Genomic DNA, 19,359 nt, shown 5'->3' with positions numbered 1-19,359 from the left:
GTTGCGGGGATCACTGCCCCCCATCCGGTCGCCAGCGCCCCGATGCTGGCAGTGGACAGAACGTCGCGACGCGACGGGGCATGGCAGCATGGGCGCAACGATCTTCTCCGACTATTTATGTTTTCCCTATGGGTAGACAGGCTGCCCCCGACAGCGCAACCGCTTTTTCCAAACGCCTGGAAGAGGTTTTAATACGAAAGACATATGGCTAATGCCGGAGCCGCAAGACCGCGAACGGCCACGCGGCGACCTGTCAGCGCGCATTGTAGCCGCAAATATTTGTCCGACAGAATAGGACCGGTCAGGCGACTGGCCTGATCACCTCGCCCCGAATGCGGTGGCTCTCCCCCAGCCGAAGCGTCATGGTCCACAGCCGCTGGACCAAGGGGCTGTCCGCGCGTTGATGGCCCGGCAACATCGCGACCAATGCCTGCGCCAGGGCCAGCCCCAGATCGTCGAGCGCGAGCGAGAAAGAGGTCAGGTCAGGCGACAGCGCCCGGCAGGCGGGATTGTCGCGCAGCCCGATCACCGCCACGTCGCGCCCCGGCTCCAGCCCCAGCCGCCGCAGCGCGCGATACGCGCCCACCGGTGCCGTCTCGCCCATCAGCAGCAGCGCGGTCGGGCGGTCGGCCAACGCCATCAGCTCGCGCGCCGTCGTCTCGCCATCGCTCTCGTCGGTTTCGCCATGATGGACCAGCACGGGGTCGAAGGCGATCCCCGCCTGCTCCAGCGCGGCGCGATAACGTTGGACGACGATATGGCTGTTGTTGATCGTCGCCGGCGGCGCAACCAGCCCGATGCGGCGGTGCCCCGCCCCGATCAGCAGCGCCATCGCCTCCGCCACCACGCTTTCGAAATCCAGGTCGATCCATGCATAGTCGCGCGGCGTCTCGGTGCGCCCCAGCGCGACGAAGGGAATCGTCTGGTCGAGCAGGAAGGTGATGCGGGGATCGTCATGCTGCGTCCCGGACAGGACCCAGCCGTCGACGGTGCGCCGCGACACGTGCCGCCGCAAAAAGGTCAGCCCATCCTCCCCCTTGCGGGCCAGCAGCACGACGAGATCGAGGTCATGCTCGCCCAGTCCGTTCTGCAAACCCTCCAGCAAAGCCATGAAGAACGGATCGCCATGAATCGCGCTGTCATGCTCCAGCGTCAGCATGAAGCCGACCGTCCCCGTCCGCCCACTGCGCAGGGTCCGCCCCGACTGGTTGGGGATATAGCCGAAACGCTCGGCTGCCGTGACGACCCTCTGCCGCGTGACCGGACTGACATCCTTGCGGTCGTTCAGCGCGCGCGACACCGTGCCGATCGACAGGCCCAGATGATTGGCGAGCTCGCGTATATCCATTGGACTTTGATCGCGGCGCGGCGCGGTCCGCACAAGGGGCATTGACAGGGTGGCTTGTCGGCATGATGATCCGTAAACGTTTACGGCTGTCGAAGAATGGCGTTGGGAGGATTCGGGTTTGGACACGCTCGTCCTGGAAGCGCACGCCATCGGCTGGGCCTATGACGGCCATTGGTTGCGGATCGAGGCGCATGGCCCGGACGGCCTGCGGCTGCGGGCGTCCTGCTTTCCCGATCGCGGCGCACGGGCCGGGGCGTTGCGCGATGACGCATCGGAGGCAAGGCAGACGGAACCGGTCGTCACTCGCACCGGCGGCACCGCCCGGATCACCCATGGCCGCCTGACCGCCGAGGTCGATCTTCAGGGCCGGGTCCGTTTTCGGAATGCCCAGGGCGAGGTGCTGCTGGAGGAGAAATGGCGGCAGCGCGACACGATCAGCAAATATTGGACGGTCGGCACCGACGAAGTGCGCACGATCAGCGCGCTGGGCCTGTCGGGGCGCGAATTCAAGCCACTGACCGGCGACGTCGCGCGCCTCGCCATACGGTTCGAGGCCAAGCCGGGCGAGCGCCTTTATGGCATGGGCCAGTATCAGCAACCCAATCTAGATCTGGCGGGCTGCACGCTCGAACTGGCCCAGCGCAATTCGCAGGCGAGCGTTCCCTTCCTGGTGTCCAGCCACGGCTATGGCTTCCTCTGGAACATCCCGGCGGTGGGCGAGGTACATTTCGCCGCCAATGGCGCGACCTGGACCGCGTATGCCGCGCGCGAAGTGGATTACTGGATCACCGCGGCCGACAGCCCGGCGGAAATCCTGCGCAACTATGCGACCGTCACCGGCACCGTACCGATGATGCCCGATTATGCGCTGGGCCTGTGGCAGAGCAAGCTGCGCTATCGGACGCAAGAGGAACTGCTGGCGGTCGCGCGCGACTATCATGCGCGTGGCATTCCCTTGGCGGTGATCGTCGCCGACTTCTTCCACTGGCCGGTACAAGGCGACTGGCGCTTCGACCCGCGCGAATGGCCCGACCCCGCCGCGATGACTGCCGAGTTGAAGGCGATGGGCACCGAACTCCTCGTCTCGGTCTGGCCGACCGTCGACCACCGCTCGGAAAACTATGCCGAGATGGCCGAAAAAGGCTATCTGGTCCGCGCCACGCGCGGGCTGGACGTACAGCAGGAATTTCTGGGCAACACCCGCTTCATCGACGTCACCCATCCCGGCGCGCGGGAATTCCTGTGGAAGACGGCCAAGCGCCATTACCGGGACAAGGGGGTCGCGCTGTTCTGGCTGGACGAGGCCGAACCCGAATATAGCGCCTATGATTTCGACAATTACCGCTATCACGCCGGCAGCGTGCTGGAGGTCGGCAACGCCTATCCGCTCCATTATGCCCAGGCCTTTCATGACGGGCTCCGGGCGGCGGGCGAGACCGAGATCGTCAGCCTGGTCCGCTGCGCCTGGGCGGGAAGCCAGCGCTATGGCGCGCTGGTCTGGTCGGGCGACATCCATTCCTCGTTCGAGGCGATGCGCAACCAGCTGAGCGCGGGGCTTAACATGGGCATGGCGGGCATTCCCTGGTGGACCACCGACATTGGCGGATTCCACGGCGGGCATGTCGAGGACCCGGCCTTTCACGAACTGATGATCCGCTGGTTCCAATGGGCGGTGTTCACGCCGATCCTGCGGATGCACGGCCACCGCGACCCGATCACCCCACCCGCCGAGCCGTTTCGCGACGGCGTCGCACAATGCGATACGGGCGCGGGCAACGAACTCTGGAGCTTCGGTGAGCCGGTCTTCGCCATCTTGCGCGACTATGCCGCCTTGCGCGAGCGACTGCGCCCCTATGTCGCGTCGCTGATGCGCGCCGCGCATGAAAGCGGCGATCCGCTGATGCGGCCGATGTTCTACGACTATCCCGACGATCCGCGCTGCTGGAAGCTGGATAGCCAGTACATGTTCGGCCCCGACATTCTGGTTGCGCCGGTGACGGCGGCGGGTGTGACCGATCGCTGCGTCTATCTGCCGGGCGGCATATGGCGCGATGCCTGGACCGGCGAATGGATCGAGGGCGGGGGCGATGTGTGCTGTAACGCCCCGATCGAACGGATTCCCATTTTCGTTCGCGATCACGCGGCGGTGGCCGAGGCTTTCGTTCGACGCGGTTGAGATCGAGACCGATAGACAAGCGGGACCATCAAGAGGCGGACCGCAAGCAGGGAAGAGGCAGGATGGCAGCAACGATGGCCGAGGGGGCCACAGGGACGATCGATCCGCCGCCGACCGATGGTCAGGCGACACACATCCCGTTCGTCGAAAAGCTCTGTTACGGGCTGGGCGATGCGGGCGGGACGATCGTGACCGGCCTGATCGCCAATTTCCTGACCTTCTATTACACCGACGTCTTCGGCCTGGCGCCGGGGATCGTCGGCATCCTGTTCCTGTCGCTGCGGATCTTCGACGCGGTGTCCGACCCGCTGATCGGCATCATGGCCGACCGCACCTCGACCCGCTGGGGCCGGTTCCGCCCCTATCTGCTGTGGACCGCGATTCCCGTGGGGCTGGCCTGTTTCCTGACCTTCCAGTCGCCCGACCTCGGCCATGACGGCAAGGTCGCCTATGCGGCGGTGACCTATTTCCTGCTCGCCTTCTCCTATTCGCTCAACAACGTGCCCTATTGCGCGCTCATCACCCGGATGACCGACAGCGCGCGCGAGGGGGTGTCGTGCCAGTCGGTGCGTTTCGCGCTGGTCGCCATCGCGTCCTTCTGTGTCTCGGTCGGCCTGCCGATCATGGTCCGCCATCTGGGCGGTACCGACATTGCGCGCGGCTACCGCGACGGGGTGGCGATCCTCAGCCTGGCCGCCGTGGTGATGTTTCTGATCTGCTTCCTGTTCGTGCGGGAGCGGGTGGTCGCCGTCGACAGCGCCAAGGTGCCGCTGAAGGTCGCCATCGCCACCACGCTGAAGAACGACCAGTTGCGGCTGACCTTCGTCATGACGCTGCTGCTGATCGGCATCTTCAATACCAAGGGCGGGGCGGCGCTGTATTTCATCACCTATGTGCTGGGCGGCGACACCACCTATCAGGCGCTGTTCTTCGGCACCGCGACGGCGGGCGGGTTCCTGGGATCGGTGATCGTGCCCTTTTTCACCCGGCGGTTCGACGTAAAGACCGTCTATGTCGGGGTGAACCTGATCCTGGTCGGCGGACATTTCGCCGCCTTCTTCGTGCCGGGCGGCTATCCGATGCTGTGGCTGGTGCTGGTCGGGCTGTGCTGCGTCGTGCTGGGCTGCACCCTGCCGCTGCACTTCACCCTGATCCAGCTCGCCGACCAATATGGCGAGTGGAAGCTGGGGATGCGTTCCTCGGGCATGAGCTTCGCCTTCAACCAGTTCTTCGTGAAACTGGCCTGGGCGCTGGCGGGCGTGCTGATCAGCGGCGTTCTGGTGATCGTGTCGTACAATGCGGGCGCGGGCAATCAGACACCGCTGTCGCTGACCGGCATCCGCGCGCTGTCGACCATCATCCCCGGCCTGATGCATCTGGCACTCGCCGCCGCGGCCGCCCGCCTGATCCTCAACCGCGCGACGATCGATCGCATGACCACCGAGCGCTCCGCATGACCGTCCAGCCGAAAGCCCGCCTTATGTCCTCGCCCCTTCGCCTGATCCTCGCCACGCTGCTCGGCTCGACCGCCATCGCCGTCTCCGCGCAGGAAAGGCTGACCGTCGACCTGTCGAGCGATACCGGCGCCTTTCACGGCGGCGCGTCGGGGACGCTTTACGGGCTGTACGACGCGCGCCTGCCGCATCCCAATCTGGTCGAAGGCATCGGGCTTCGCACCGTCTCCACCAAGGCGCAGGACGGGCCGCAGCATCCCGGCGCCGACGCACTGGAGGTCTCGACGCTGCTGACCGATGCGTCGGGCGGCGACACCTATATCTACATGACCGACATCAACCGCGAGTTTCCGTACAATTGGAAGACCGGCGACTGTGCGCAATCGGTCGCCAACTATATCGAAAAGCTGCGGGCACAGGTCCGCCAGGTCAAGGGCATGGAGAAGCGCTATCGCGACCGCATCGTCTTCGTCCCCTATAACGAACCCGACGGGAACATGTTCGCCGAAGGCCCCAAAAGCTGCAACGACGTGCGGTGGCAGAAGGACCCGACCGCCTTCAACGACGCCTGGGACCGTGCGGTGCGGATGATCCGCCAGGAACTGCCAGGTGCACGGATCGCGGGGCCCAATACCAGCATCCTGTTCCCGGAAGTGGAGGGCTTCATGCGCCACGCCATCGCGGCGGACACGGTACCCGATGTCGTGACCTGGCACGAACTTAGCAACCCGGCGGCGGTGCGCACCAGCGTGCGCCGATATCGCGAATGGGAGGACAGGCTGTTCGCCGGAACCAGGTGGCAGGGCCGCCATCTGCCCATCAACATCAACGAATATGCCTATAACTACCATACCTCGGTCCCCGGCCAGATGGTGCAGTGGGTCGCCGCGATCGAGGATTCCAAGGTCGATGCCGACATCGCCTATTGGAATATCGACGGCAATCTGAGCGATTCCGCCGTCCAGGCCAATCGCGGCAACGGGCAATGGTGGTTGCTCAACGCCTATGCCACGATGAGCGGCCACACCCTGGCGGTCACCCCGCCGCATCCCGACCAGAGCTATACGTTGCAGGGACTGGCGACACTCGACCCGGCCCGGCGGCAGGCACGGCTGCTGTTCGGCGGCAAGAGCGGCGAAGCGGTGGTCGCGCTCGACCATATCCCCGCCGATTTCGGCCCCAAGCTGCGGGTTCGCGTCCGCGAGATCGGCTGGACCGGCCAGCTCGGCGACTCCGCCCCGCCCGTCACCATCGGGGAGCGGGTGATGCCCGTGAGGGACGGCCGCATCGCCCTGACCTTCGGCGAGGATGGCTGGCCCGGCTTGCGCGAGGAAGCCGCCTATGAATTGCTGCTGACACCGGCGCAGGACACGCGCGCCGCCGCCGTCACCCTGCCCTGGCGACAGGATTATGAGGCGGAGAAGGCGACGCGGCGCGGACAAGGCCTGGCGGTGCGCGGACCGGAAGGGTCGCCCGATCATGTCGACCGCTTCCACACCTCGGGCGGCTATTCGGTGGAGGGGTTCAGGACCGGGGCCGACGCCGCGCTGGACTTCGCCGTGGAGGTGCCGCGCACCGGCCGCTACGACCTTCGCGTGCTCGCCAGCACGTTCAACAAGGACCCGCTCGTCACGGCCCAGGGGGCGACCAACGTCTATCTGAGGATCGACGGACCGAAGGCGGGCGAAACCGAGCTGTTCCTGCCACTGGGCTATAAGCCGTCGGTGCTGGACCATGTCGATACGGTCGTGAATCTGACGCGCGGCAAGCATGTGCTGACGCTCGCGACACGCAGCCTGGACGGCACGCGGCGGACCGAGGGCCATGCGCTGGTCGACCGGATCACCCTGACCGCCGCCGATCCGGCCTCCACCACCGTCACCTATGACGTGCGCGACGCGATGGTGACGGGACGCGCCGCAACGAAGGGCGACGCTGTCGATCTGGCGACGGGCGCCAGCGCCACCTTCTGGGTGTACGCCGTGCAGGACGAACCGGCGGCACTCTCCGCGGAGGCGAGCGGGCCGGTGCGGATCAGCGTCAACGGCCGGCCGCTGACCGGCGGCAAGGCGTTTCTGCTGGGCGGAATCAACAAGGTGGTGGTGACGGGTGCGACGCGTCTGCGCAGCCTGCGCGTCACCGGCGTGACCGCACCCAGCGCCTCGCGCCGTTACGAAGCCGAGGCCGCGCAGGTCGCCGGCACCGCCCGGACCGGCGCGGCGTCACGGGCGAGCGGCGGGCGCGCGGTGTTCGACATCGGCGGCGCGCCGGGCAATGGCAACACCCTGACCTTCCCCGACGTCATCGCCGACAAGGCGGGCACCTATGCGCTGACCGTCTGCTTCTCCAACGACGAACAGTCCAAGGCGACGCATTACAATCCCGACCCGCTCGCCCGGATCGCGCGCATCTCGGTCAACGGGGCCAAGGCAATCCTGGCGACCTTCCCCAACAGCTTCCACGCCAACAACTGGTGGGAGATGACGGTGCCCGTCACCTTGCGCGCCGGGACCAACACCATCCGCATCGCGGGCGAGGAACAGCCCGACTGGGACGGGCGGACCTATGCGTCCCAGGCGTGGCCGGGTGTCCTGCTGCGATCGCGCTACGCCCCCAATATCGATCGGATCACCGTTACGCCCATGCACTGAACGACCGAATGCGGGCCGCTCGCACGGCCCGCCTCCGGATCAGAAGAGCCCGTCGTCGTCGTCGTCGAACGTCACCGCGATCACCGGCGGCGCGGCGGCGGCCATGCCGGGCAGCAGATAGGCCGCATGGATCGTGCGTTCCGCCGCCATGGTATAGAGCCCCGCCGCCCAGGGAAGCAGTTCGGCGAGCGCGGCATGATCGGCCTCGTTCAGTTCGCTGCCATCCGCCTGTTCGGGTGCGGCCTGAGCGGCGTAGAGCGACAGCCTTTCCGCCGCCACGTTCAGCGTTTCGGCAAAGCCCAGTTCCCGATTCAGGTCCGCCGCACTCGACTCCAGCGAGGATACGACGCGCAGGGCATCGCCACCGCCCTTGGTCATCGCGGCGGCGGAGCCTTCACAGGCACGGCGGACCACCGCCAGCGCCTCGGTCAGCGCGCCGCGCGTATGGTCGGGGCCCTCCTTTCCACCATCCTGCACCAGATCGATCGCCCCCAGCACGGCGATGAGACGTCCGACCGACAGGCTGAGCTGATCGAGACGGCTGGCGCAGGGCGCGACCTCCTTGGCGATCACCGCAACCGCGCGGCCCAGCGTGCCATGGCGGCGGCACAGAAGCTGGGTGTTGGTCGAGATGTCCTGCACATTGACCGCGATATTGCGGATGCGACCCAGCCCCTCGGTCAGGTCGGTCAGCGTGCGGCCGACAAAGCCGGTCAGCTCGGCCAGATGCCCGTCGGCGTCGCAAAGCTGGTCGGTCACATTGCCCAACGACGCGATCCCATGTTCCAGGCGGAACAGCAGCTGCCCGTCATCGCCGCCCTGCGATCCCAGCAATTCGCGCAGGTGATCGGCCAGCGGGCCCAGCCGTTCGAGCGCGGCAACGATGGCCGCCACCTCGCGACCGAAATCATCGGCCATGGCATCCATCTGTGCCGCCACCAGCCGCGCCATATGCGCGGATGCGCCGATGGGCAGCGGAGCCCCCTGCCCTTCGTTCGCATCGGGGACGAGCCGCCGCAGCATGGCGATGCAATGTTCGGCGCGCTGGCGGACGCTGTCGCCGATCTGAATCGCGCCCAGGATGCGGGCGACTTCGCCCTGCACGGTGCGCATGATGCCGCCGACTTCGTCGGTCATGCGCATCACCGCCTCGATATGATCCTGAAGCGCGTTGGCATTGGCGGTCAATTCGGCGGGCACGCCGGCCCCGGCGCGCGAACATTCGGTAGCCAGCAGCCGATCGGCCTGCTGCACGTCGCCGACCACCCGGCCGAACTGTTCGAGTTGCCGTTCGATATGGTGCAGTTCCCGGCGACCGCTGGACAGCTTCTCGTCCATGCCGACCACGAAGTTGAAGAACGCCGCCTCCCCCGACGAAGCGATCTTGATGTTCATCCCATAGATGCCGAGCAGCTTCAGGATGGTACCGACCTCGTTCAGCAGCCCGCGCAGTTCGCGGGTACGCCCGGTCAGCGTCTCCACCTCGATTGCGCGGCGGCGCTGGATCACCGGCAGGGTGATCAGGCGATAGGCGACGTCGCGCAGCTTGGCGACCGCGACGCCCGCGCTGTTGGGCGACAGCGTCTGGCGGATCGCGGCCAGCCCCTCGGCCATGCCGTCGATCGTGCCGATCGCCGTGGCCAGCGTCTCGCCCGTGTCGCGAAACGCGTCCTCCAGCCCGCCCATCCGGGCCTGCAACCGGTCGGCCAGCGCCGCGAAGTGAACGCCGCCCTCATCGTCCAGCGGTTGGGAGGTGCCCGTGTCAATCTTCGTCATCAACATTGCGATTGTCCTTCTCAACGGGCCGTGGCTTGCAGCAGTTCGCGCGCGACGCTGCTGAGCGGGATGATCTTGTCATGCGCGCCGCGCGCAATCGCTTCCTTGGGCATGCCGAACACGACCGAGCTCGCCTCGTCCTGGGCGAAGGTGCGGGCGCCCGCCTGCTTCATCTCCAGCAGGCCGCGCGCGCCGTCATCGCCCATGCCGGTCAGGATGATGCCGACCGCATTGGCCCCGGCATTGCGCGCCGCCGAGCGGAACAGCACGTCGACCGAGGGGCGATGACGCGAGACCAGCGGCCCTTCGCGAACCGACACGACATAGCGTGCGCCCTGGCGCTCCAGCATGGTGTGGCGCAGGCCGCCCGGCGCGATCAGCACCCGGCCGCGCATCACCGTGTCGCCATCCTCGGCTTCCTTGACGTCGACCTGGCACAGCCCGTCGAGCCGCTTGGCGAAGGCGCGGGTGAAGCTTTCGGGCATATGCTGGACGATGACGATGCCCGGCGAATTGGCGGGCAGCGCCTCCAGCACCTCGCGCAGCGCCTCGGTCCCGCCGGTCGAGGCGCCGATGCACACCACCATCTCGGTCGTGCGGCTCATCGCGCGGCCGGTGGGCGGCGGCAGGACCGCGTCGGCGGTCAGCTTCTTGGCGGGCGCGGTGCTTCGCGGCGCAGGACGGCGCGCACCGATCCGCGCATTGGCCGCCCCCTTCACCGTCTCGCGGATCATCGCATGCGCCTCGACCAGATGATCGGCAACGCCGACACGCGGCTTCAGGATGACATCCACCGCTCCAGCCTCCAGCGCCTGGAGCAGCGTCTCCGACCCCTCCTCGACCAGAGAGGAGCACATGACGACCGGAATCGGATGCTGCGACATCAGCTTGCGGAGGAAGGTGATGCCGTCCATCCGCGGCATTTCGACGTCCAGCGTGATGACGTCGGGCACCTCTTCCTGGATGTGACGCGCGGCGGCGAAGGGATCGGCGGCGGCGGCGATCACCTCGATCTGGGGGTCGGCGGACAGGATCGCGGTCATCGCCTGGCGGACGCTGGCACTGTCGTCGATCACCAGGACGCGGGTTTTCTTCATGAGGCTCAGATCCGCTGGAACACGGTGTTGGACACCGTGGTGAGGGGGAGGTCGAAACCGGTGATCGATTCCGAATGGCCCAGGAACAGCAGGCCGCCAGGGGCCAGGCATTCGGTCAGGCGGCGCACGACCTTCTCCTGCGTCGGCTTGTCGAAATAGATCAGCACGTTGCGGCAGAAGATGATGTCCATCGGATCACCCACCGGATAGCGCGCGTCCATCAGGTTCATCTGCGCAAAGCCGATCGCCGAACGCAGCGCGGGCACGATCCGCATTTCGTCGCGCTTGGGATCGCTCGCCTTCATGGCATAACGGCCGCGCAGATTCGCAGGAACCGGGTCGAGCATCGCCGCGGGATAGATGCCGCGTCGGGCGGTGCGCAGCACTTCGCTATCCAGATCGGTGGCGAGAATGCCGAAGTCGGGTCCACCCTGGTCCTGTGCGAAGGCGTCGAGCAGCATGGCCAGGGTATAGGGTTCCGCGCCGGTCGAGCAGGCCGCGCTCCAGACGCGCAGGCGCCGCTTCCCCATGTCGCGCAGGCGCGGCATCACCTTGTCCATCAGATAGTCGAAATGCTTGGGCTCGCGGAAAAAGTCGGTCTTGTTGGTGGTGACCGCATTCAACAGATGCTCACGCTCGCCCTCCAGGTGATCACCCTCGAACAGCCAGCTGCAATAGCCGCTGAGGCTGGACAGGCCAGTCGCGCGCACCCGGCGCCGCAACCGCCCCTCGATCATGGTCAGCTTGGCAGGCGGCAGGCGGATGCCGCACTCCTTGTAGACATAGGTGGAGATGCGATCGAAATCGCGCGGTTGCAGCGCATCGGTGGAAACCGCCGCGCGGGCCAGACTGCTCAAGGGACGGCTCCTGCGAAAACTAGATGGGAGAAGGGCGGCCGCCGCTGCGGGCGGCCGAAATTCACGCGGCGAGGCCGAGGCGGGCCAGCGCCATGGCGTCGCCATCGGCGCCGAACAGGCGCGCGGGATCGAGCAGCGCCACGAAGCCCGATCCCCGCCGGAGGATCGCCTCGATCTGCTCCGACCGCCAGCGCCCGCCCAGATCGGGCGACGCCTCGACCGCATCCGCCGCGAAGGTGCTGACATCGAGCACCCGGTCGACCACCAGCCCCAGTGAAAGCGGCTGCCCTTCCGTGCCAGAGATGTCGACGACCAGGATGCGCGTGGTCAAGGTCGCCTCGACCGGCTCAAGGCCGAGGCGGATGCGCAAGTCCACCATCGGTACCGAGGCACCGCGCACATCGGTCAGCCCCAGGAACCATTCGGGCGCGCCGGGCACCCGGTAAGCGGTCCGATGGTCCAGGATCTCGCGCACCGTGGTCACGGGGAGGGCGAATTCCTCCGCCCCCAGCCCGAAGACCACGACCTGCATGTCGCCGTCCGCGCTCATGCGGCGCGTCCGAATTCGGCATCCTCGCGGTCCGGGCCGCCATTGGTCAGGTCGAGTGCGAAGCCGCGCACGCGGGCCTGCTGGTCCGCAACCGAACCGGCGCGCGACTTGGGGGCGGTGGCACCCTTCGCCTTGTTCCCCACGGGATTCCGGGCGGGCGCCGGGCGGCGCACGGCGGCGCGGACCGGGGCGCCATGCCCCTGATCGGTGATCCTGAAATAGGCAATGCTTTCCTGCAATTCCTCGGCCTGGCTGGCCAGCTCTTCCGAGGTGGACGAAATCTGCTCGGAGGCCGAAGCGTTCTGCTGGGTCACCTTGTCGAGCTGCTGGATCGCCTCGTTGATCTGGACCGCACCAATGTCCTGTTCGCGGCAGGCCGCGCTGATCTCGGCGACCAGCTCGGCGGTGCGACGGATGTCGGGCACCAGCCTGGTCAGCATCTCGCCCGCCTGGGTGGCGGCGGTGACGGTATCGGACGACATGCCGCTGATCTCGGCCGCTGCCGACTGGCTGCGCTCGGCCAGCTTGCGGACCTCGGCGGCGACCACCGCGAAGCCGCGACCATGTTCGCCGGCACGCGCTGCTTCGACCGCCGCGTTGAGCGCCAGCAGATCGGTCTGCCGCGCGATTTCCTGCACGATGCCGATCTTCTCCGCGATGGTGCGCATCGCGACGACCGCCTTATCGACCGCCTGGCCGCTGATCTCGGCATCCTGCGACGACTGACGCGCGATCTTCTCGGTCTGGCTTGCGTTGTCGGCATTCTGTTTGATGTTCGCGGCCATCTGCTCCATCGACGCCGAAGCTTCTTCCGCCGCAGCGGCCTGCTCGGTGGCGCCCTGGCTCACCTGCTCCGACGAAGACGATAGTTGCTGGCTGCCCGCCGCGACATTCTGCGCCGCCTGGGTGGTCTGGCCGATGGTTTCACGAAGGCGCACGGTCATGCGGTTGACGGTGTCGACCAAATCCTTGATCTCGTCGTTGGACGCAACCGTCACCTCGGTGGTCAGGTCGCCATCGGCGACGGCGGACACCGCTTCATCGATCTTGCGCAGCCCCTTGGACACGATCATCGCGATCCACAGCCCGCCGCCGATCGCGATCAGCAGGGCGAAGACGGCCGTGATCGTCAGCGTGGTGCGCGCCGAGGCATAAAGGGCGGCGGAGTCGGCTTTCGCCTTGACCATCTGCCCTTGGGTAATTTCGGCCAGCTTGCCCAGCGTATCACTGAGCCGCATCGCGACCGCGCGTCCCTCGTTCATCGAGATCTCGGCACCCTCGGCGTTGCGATTCTGCATGGCCAGGCCGCGCGCGCGATTGCTCAATTCCTTATAGCTGCGCCATTCCTCCAGCGCCTTGATCCAGACCGGCCGCCCCTGTTCGGTGGCGATCTTCAGGCCGCTGTTCAGGCTGTCCTGAACCTTGGCGTCATATTGAGCGAAGCTGCCATCCAAGATACGCTTTTGCGCCGGGTCCTGGGACATCAGCATGTTCTTTTCGGCGCGGATCGCCCGGCCGACATCGCCATCGGCGATCAGCGAAAGCTTGATGCGCTGCGCCGGTCCGTCGATAATCTGTCCGATCATCACGTTCAGCGAATTGATCTTGGAAACCCCCACCCCGACCACGACGGCCAACAACAACAAGACTATAGCGAACGTACTCGCCAATTTGACCTTGATCGTCGCACGCATCATACACCCCCGCTTGAATTCAATTCTTGGAAATTATGGAATTCGCTCTTCGAATTTCACCGAGAGCATAGTTTGAATTACTGAATTATTGGTTCAGGACGACCGCGAAGCCGCGCGTCCGCGCCTGCCGATCGGCGATTGATCCGGACCGCGCCGGAGGAGTTACGCCGCCGCCGCGATGGACAGGCCGGCGTCTAGGTCACCGGCGGCGAACAGCCGCGCCGGATCGAGCAGCGCGACGAATCCTGCGCCGCGCCGAAGGATCGCGACGATCTGGTCCGACCGCCAGCGCCCGCCAAGATCGGGCGCCCCTTCGACCGCGTCGGCGCCAAAGGTGCTGACATCGAGCACCCGGTCGACCATCAACCCCAGCGAAAGCGGCTGCCCATCGGTACCGGCCATGTCGACCACCAGAACCCGGGTGGTCAGCGTCGCCTCGACCGGCGGGAGGCCCAGCCGGACGCGCAGGTCGACCATCGGGACCGAGCTTCCGCGCACATCGGTCAGCCCCAGGAACCAGTCGGGCGCATGCGGCACCCGGTACGCCGTCCGGTGATCCAGGATCTCGCGCACCGTGGTCACGGGGAGGGCGAATTCCTCCGCCCCCAGTCCGAAGACCACGACCTGCATGTCGCCCCCCGCGCTCACGCGGCGCGTCCGAACTCGGCATCCTCGCCGTCCGGGCCGCCATTCGTCAGGTCGAGTGCGAAACCGCGCACCCGGGCCTGCTGGTCGGCGACCGAACCGGCACCTGGCGCAGCCTTGACCTTGGCCTTGGCAACCGCCGGGCGAGCGGCGGGCTTCCGTGCCACCGCCGAACGTGCCGGAGCCGCATGCCGAGCCTTCTCGACCCGGAAATAGGCGATGCTCTCCTGCAATTCCTCGGCCTGGCTGGCCAGCTCTTCCGAGGTGGACGAGATCTGCTCGGAGGCCGAGGCGTTCTGCTGCGTCACCTTGTCGAGCTGTTGGATCGCCTCGTTGATCTGGACCGCACCAATGTCCTGTTCGCGGCACGCGGCGCTGATCTCGGCGACCAGTTCCGCGGTGCGACGGATGTCGGGCACCAGCTTGGTCAGCATCTCGCCCGCCTGGGTCGCGGCGGTGACGGTATCGGACGACATGCCGCTGATCTCGGCCGCCGCCGACTGGCTGCGCTCGGCCAGCTTGCGGACCTCGGCGGCGACCACCGCAAAGCCGCGACCATGTTCGCCTGCACGCGCTGCTTCGACCGCCGCGTTGAGCGCCAGCAGATCGGTCTGGCGGGCGATCTCCTGCACGATGCCGATCTTCTCGGCGATAGTGCGCATCGCGATGACCGCCTTGTCGACCGCCTGGCCGCTGATCTCGGCGTCCTGCGACGACTGGCGCGCGATCTTCTCGGTCTGAGTCGCGTTGTCGGCGTTCTGCTTGATGTTGGCGGCCATCTGCTCCATCGAGGCAGAGGCTTCCTCGGCGGCGGCGGCCTGTTCGGTCGCGCCCTGGCTCACCTGCTCCGACGAAGACGATAGCTGCTGGCTGCCCGCCGCGACATTCTGCGCCGCCTGGGTGGCATCGCCGACGACGCCGCGCAGACGCTCGACCATGGCGACCAGCGCATGGCCCAGCGTATCCTTGTCCGACAGCGGCGTGTGGTTGACGGTCAGGTCACCGCTGGCGATCGTATCGGCCAACTGCGCGCTTTCCCGCAGTGCCCCGGTCATCCGGTTCACCGTATCGACCAGATCCTTGATCTCGTCGTTCGAGGTGACGGCGACGTCCTGGCTGAGGTCACCAATGGCCACTGCGTCCAGCGCAATGGATACCTTGTTGAGGCCCTGCGAAATCAGCCGCGAAATCCAGAACGCTCCCCCGAGGGCGACGAGCAGCGCCAAGACAGCCGTGCTGATCAGGACGTTGCGTGCCTGGGCATATTCGGCATTCGTCTCGGCATCGGCCTGCTTCATGCCGTCCTGCGCAACGCCGACGAGCTGGTCGAGCTGATCGGACATGGCCCCTGCGATCTCGCGCGACTTGGTGATCGAAATCTGCCCGGCTTCTGCATTCTTGTTGAGCAGGGCGAGACGACGGACCTCGTCGTTGATAGGCACATATTGGTCGAACAGCGCCTGAACCTGCATCCAGCGCGGCTTGCCTTCGGTCGTCGCGATGCTGATTCCCTGCGCGATCAGCGCACGGGTCTCGTTACGGACCTTCAGGTCCTCGCTGTCGAACTTCTGGGTCAGCGCGATGTCTTCGGTCAGCGCCATGTTCTTTTCGACGCGCAGTGTCCTGTTCATCCGCTCATTGACGTTGAGCGCGATTTCCAGACGCTTCGCCGGACCGGCGATGACCTCGCTGATCGCCGTGTTGAGCGCACTGAGCTTGACTACTCCGACGCCGACCACAGCCAGCATCAGCGCGATGATGACGGCATAGCTCACCGCCAATTTTACTTTGATCGTTGCTCGCATGTCTGGGTTCCCCCCGAAAAGTTGAAGATCAGTGGACGCTAACTGCTTCGACTGCGTGCGCGGTGAGCCGCGCGAAAAGTGCTGGCAGGTCGGGCAGCACGACGACGTCGCCTTCCCGCCGCACTAGGCAGCGGACATGGTCCCGCGGCCAGCGCATGCCGATGACGGGTGCCTCCTCGGCATCGCCAGCGTGCAGAACCGTGACCTCGTTGACGCGGTCGGCAGCCAGCCCGATCAGGATCGGGTTGCCGTCTATGTCCAGTTCGATCACGATGATCCGGCTGTCGGCGGTGGTGGCGTGCGCCTCCATCCCGAACGAACCGCGCAGATCGGCCAGCGGTACGATGCGGCCGCGAAAGTTGATGACCGCCGCGGCCAGCGCATCGGCGCCGGGCACCTTGGTCACGGGCATCATGTCCAGGATTTCGCGGACGATGCCTGCTTCCAGCGCGAAGGTTTCGCCGCCCAGGCCGAAGGTCAGGACCTCCAGGCCGTTCTCGGGCGTCCAATGGGGTACTTTGTGATAGGGCATGGGCTTATCCAGCGGCGAGACGCCGCTCCTCCCGGGGCTGGCTCAGCGCGATGAGCTGGGCGATGTCGAGGATCAGGGCGACCGAACCGTCGCCGAGGATGGTCGCGCCAGCAAAGGCGGCGACGTTGCGGTGAAGCGGCGACATCGCCTTGATCACCGTCTGGTGGTTGCCGATGATCTGGTCGACGACCAGACCGACCCGCTCCGCCCCGGTGCCGACCACGACGATCTTCTGATAGGTGTCGGGCCTGGTCCCGGTGTCGAACAGGTCGCGCAGCCGCAGGAAGGGCACGAGGCGTTCGCGCAGCGTGATGATGCTGCGCCCGCGGGAGCGCAGATCCTCCTCCAGCGACAGCTCCAGGCATTCCTCGACCGCCGCGAGCGGGATGACGTAGCGCCCCTCGCCCACCCGGACGAGCAGCCCCTCGATGATTGCCAGCGTCAGCGGGATGCGCAACGTGATCGTCGAACCCTGGCCGGGCACGCTCTTCACGTCGATCGAACCGCGCAGGCTTTCGATCGTGCGCTTGACCACGTCCATGCCGACGCCGCGCCCGGACAGGTTGGTCACCTGCGCCGCCGTCGAGAAGCCGGGATGGAAGATCAGGCCGAGCAGTTCGTCCTCGCTGACCACCTGCCCCGGCTGGATCAGGCCATTGGCCTCCGCCTTGACGCGGACCCGATCGCGGTCGATGCCGCGCCCGTCGTCTGTGATGGTGATGAGGACCTCGCCGCCCGCCTGATGCGCGCTGAGGCGGATGAGGCCGCTGGCCGGTTTGCCCGCCGCGACACGGTCCTCGGCCTTTTCCAGGCCATGATCGCAACTGTTGCGGATGATGTGGACCAGCGGATCGAACAGCCGCTCGATGACGGTCTTGTCGACTTCGGTCGCCTCGCCCTCGGTAACCAGCTCGATCGCCTTGCCGGTCTCGTTCGCCAGATCGTGGATCAGGCGACGGAAACGACCGAACAGCGTCGAGACCGGCACCATGCGCAGGATCATCATCGTGTCGCGCATCTCGCCCGCCAGCCGTTCGATCTCTTCCGAGACCGAGCGCAGGCTGAGGTCCTGGCCATGCCCGGCAAGCTGCGACAACCGGCTCTGCGCGATGACGAGTTCGCCGACCCGGTCCATCAGCTCGTCCAGCCGTTCGGCGGGGACGCGGACATGTTCGCCCTGCCCGCGGTTCGCGGCGGAGGTCCGGGCCGGGGCGTCATTGGCGGCGACGGGCGGCGTCGGAACGGCGCTTTCCGCAACGGGTGCGACCTCTACGATCGCCTCCGGCTCGGGCTGTTCGACCGCGAGCGGGGTGATGGTGATCTCCATATCGTCCATGACGAACAGGAAGACGTCCTCGATCGCCTCGCGCGAAATGTCGCCGATCAGCGTGCAGTCCCAACCGATGACGCAATGCGCCGGGTCGAGGTCGTCGAGCGCGGGAATGTCGTCGATCCGCGCGACGATCTCTGCCTCGCCCAGATCGCGCAGCTCGTCCAGCAGCGCCAGTGGATTGGTGCCATTGGCCATTGCATCGGGCGGCAGGCGGAAGGACAGGGTCCAGCCCTGTTTCGCCGGGGCCGCCGCGACCGGGGCAGGTGCTCCGCCTCCCGCCGCCGCATCGACCGCCGCCGACAGCCGGGCCAGGATCGCCTGCCCCTCGTCTTCGGGCGCATCGCCCTCGACCAGCGCGCGCATATGATCGCCCGCCGACAGGATGACCGAGACCAAGTCCTGCGTTGCACGGACATCGCCCTTGCGCACCCGGTCGAACGCGGTTTCGCAATGATGGGTGAAGGCCGCCAGCTTGTCGAAGCCGAACATCGCGCCCGAACCCTTCAGGGTGTGGAGCCCCCGGAACACGGCGTTGACCAGACCCATATCGTCCAGCCGATGCCCCAGATCGAGCAGACCCTGTTCGACCTGCTCTAGAAGCTCGCCCGCCTCGATCCGGAAGGCGGCCGTCGGATCCTCGCCGCTCACCGGGCCAGGACCTTCTGCGCGACGCGGATCAGTTGTTCGGGCTGGAACGGCTTGACCAGCCAGCCGGTCGCGCCCGCCGCCTTGGCCTGTGCCTTCATCGCGTCATCCGACTCGGTGGTCAGGAAGATGATCGGCACGCCCGCCTGCGATGGCTGCTGGCGCAGCGCGCGGATCATCTCCAGTCCGTCCATATTGGGCATGTTGAGATCGGTGACGATCAGGTCGAAGCGGGTGGCGCTCGCCTTGGCCAGCCCCTCGGCGCCGTCGGCGGCCTCGGTCACGGCATAGCCCGCGCCGGTCAGGGCGATGCGGATCGCCATGCGCAGGCTGGCGCTGTCGTCGACGGTAAGGATGGAAGCGCTCATTGAACGGTGTCTCCGTGGAACCAGAAAGGAAGGTGATCGGGGGTGGTGCCGGGCAGGAATCCCGCCCGCTCGAGAAGCGCGCGGAAGGTCTCGCCCACCGGGGCGGCCAGCGCGAAGTCGCAATCCGCCCGCGCGGCGCTGACCTGCGCGGCCTGCACCAGCTGGATCACGCTCAGATCGGGGGCGGTAACGGCGGACAGGTCCAGTCGGACCGTCGCAGCCGGCGCGATCGCAGTGCGCAGCTCTTCGGCAAGCGTGCCAATATTCGGCAGGCACAAATTCTCGCTTGCCATCACCACAGTGATCGACATGATGTTTTTTCCTCGCAAAAGGTCTGGCACCGCAGGACATGCCTGTGGCGGGGATCAGATACTTAAAAAGACAGGGTGTTACCCGATGGAGATCTTGTCGCCCCGCAGCTTAGCATC

General features: G+C 66.6%; 14 protein-coding genes and 2 pseudogenes. 3 read left to right on the top strand and 13 right to left on the bottom strand.

The features are described 5' to 3' along the window. Nucleotides 1–301: 301 nt before the first annotated feature. Nucleotides 302–1,348 carry a substrate-binding domain-containing protein gene (locus tag ACWPWT_RS06385; protein WP_261268697.1) on the bottom strand — a complete coding sequence of 349 codons (1,047 nt, stop codon included), beginning with the start codon at nucleotides 1,346–1,348 and terminating at the stop codon, nucleotides 302–304. Between the two features lie 118 nt (nucleotides 1,349–1,466). Here ACWPWT_RS06385 and ACWPWT_RS06380 point away from each other — a divergent pair, with 118 nt between their 5' ends. The 3 genes from ACWPWT_RS06380 (at nucleotide 1,467) to ACWPWT_RS06370 (ending at nucleotide 7,629) form a co-directional block, all read left to right on the top strand. After that, nucleotides 1,467–3,524 carry a glycoside hydrolase family 31 protein gene (locus tag ACWPWT_RS06380; RefSeq protein WP_454279002.1) on the top strand — a complete coding sequence of 686 codons (2,058 nt, stop codon included), beginning with the start codon at nucleotides 1,467–1,469 and terminating at the stop codon, nucleotides 3,522–3,524. 62 nt (nucleotides 3,525–3,586) lie between these two features. Then, a complete protein-coding gene (locus ACWPWT_RS06375) occupies nucleotides 3,587–4,981 on the top strand; it encodes an MFS transporter (protein ID WP_454279001.1) in 1,395 nt (464 codons plus the stop codon). Nucleotides 4,982–5,004: 23 nt separating this feature from the next. Beyond that, on the top strand, nucleotides 5,005–7,629 hold the full coding sequence (locus ACWPWT_RS06370) for a cellulosome protein (protein ID WP_454278999.1): 2,625 nt from the start codon (nucleotides 5,005–5,007) through the stop codon (nucleotides 7,627–7,629). A gap of 39 nt (nucleotides 7,630–7,668) precedes the next feature. Here ACWPWT_RS06370 and ACWPWT_RS06365 read toward each other — a convergent pair whose 3' ends face one another. The 12 genes and pseudogenes from ACWPWT_RS06365 to ACWPWT_RS06310 all read right to left on the bottom strand — a co-directional run bounded on the left by ACWPWT_RS06365 (nucleotide 7,669) and on the right by ACWPWT_RS06310 (nucleotide 19,242). Next, on the bottom strand, nucleotides 7,669–9,405 hold the full coding sequence (locus tag ACWPWT_RS06365) for a hypothetical protein (protein ID WP_454278998.1): 1,737 nt from the start codon (nucleotides 9,403–9,405) through the stop codon (nucleotides 7,669–7,671). Nucleotides 9,406–9,425: 20 nt separating this feature from the next. Further along, a complete protein-coding gene (locus tag ACWPWT_RS06360; protein WP_261268692.1) occupies nucleotides 9,426–10,502 on the bottom strand; it encodes a protein-glutamate methylesterase/protein-glutamine glutaminase in 1,077 nt (358 codons plus the stop codon). Nucleotides 10,503–10,507: 5 nt separating this feature from the next. After that, complete coding sequence (locus tag ACWPWT_RS06355; RefSeq protein WP_454278997.1) at nucleotides 10,508–11,359, bottom strand: CheR family methyltransferase; 852 nt, start codon at nucleotides 11,357–11,359, stop codon at nucleotides 10,508–10,510. A 61-nt stretch (nucleotides 11,360–11,420) separates the two neighbouring features. Then, entirely contained in the window at nucleotides 11,421–11,909 is a 489-nt protein-coding gene (locus ACWPWT_RS06350; protein ID WP_454278996.1) for a chemotaxis protein CheW, read from the bottom strand. Then, nucleotides 11,906–12,979: pseudogene (locus ACWPWT_RS06345) on the bottom strand (methyl-accepting chemotaxis protein); the annotation flags it as partial. The pseudogene ACWPWT_RS06345 and the gene ACWPWT_RS06350, both read right to left, overlap by 4 nt. A gap of 93 nt (nucleotides 12,980–13,072) precedes the next feature. After that, nucleotides 13,073–13,603, bottom strand: a pseudogene (locus tag ACWPWT_RS06340) (MCP four helix bundle domain-containing protein); the annotation flags it as partial. A gap of 162 nt (nucleotides 13,604–13,765) precedes the next feature. Next, entirely contained in the window at nucleotides 13,766–14,251 is a 486-nt protein-coding gene (locus tag ACWPWT_RS06335) for a chemotaxis protein CheW (protein WP_454278995.1), read from the bottom strand. Then, entirely contained in the window at nucleotides 14,248–16,053 is a 1,806-nt protein-coding gene (locus ACWPWT_RS06330) for a methyl-accepting chemotaxis protein (protein ID WP_454278994.1), read from the bottom strand. Before ACWPWT_RS06330 ends, ACWPWT_RS06335 begins: the two co-directional genes overlap by 4 nt. Before the next feature lie 28 nt (nucleotides 16,054–16,081). After that, nucleotides 16,082–16,585 (bottom strand): chemotaxis protein CheW, encoded by a 504-nt coding sequence (locus tag ACWPWT_RS06325; RefSeq protein WP_454278993.1) that lies wholly within the window; start codon nucleotides 16,583–16,585, stop codon nucleotides 16,082–16,084. A gap of 4 nt (nucleotides 16,586–16,589) precedes the next feature. Continuing rightward, the gene (locus ACWPWT_RS06320; RefSeq protein WP_454278992.1) at nucleotides 16,590–18,566 is read right to left on the bottom strand and encodes a chemotaxis protein CheA; all 1,977 of its coding nucleotides are present in this window, start codon (nucleotides 18,564–18,566) and stop codon (nucleotides 16,590–16,592) included. Beyond that, nucleotides 18,563–18,931, bottom strand: a complete 369-nt coding sequence (locus tag ACWPWT_RS06315) for a response regulator (RefSeq protein WP_261268684.1) — start codon at nucleotides 18,929–18,931, stop codon at nucleotides 18,563–18,565. Before ACWPWT_RS06315 ends, ACWPWT_RS06320 begins: the two co-directional genes overlap by 4 nt. Further along, nucleotides 18,928–19,242 (bottom strand): STAS domain-containing protein, encoded by a 315-nt coding sequence (locus ACWPWT_RS06310; protein WP_454278990.1) that lies wholly within the window; start codon nucleotides 19,240–19,242, stop codon nucleotides 18,928–18,930. Before ACWPWT_RS06310 ends, ACWPWT_RS06315 begins: the two co-directional genes overlap by 4 nt. Nucleotides 19,243–19,359: the final 117 nt, after the last annotated feature.

It is taken from the genome of Sphingomonas sp. Marseille-Q8236 (genome assembly GCF_965112005.1).
Note: the sequence above shows the minus strand (reverse complement) of the source record. Positions and strands in the feature narration are given on the sequence as shown.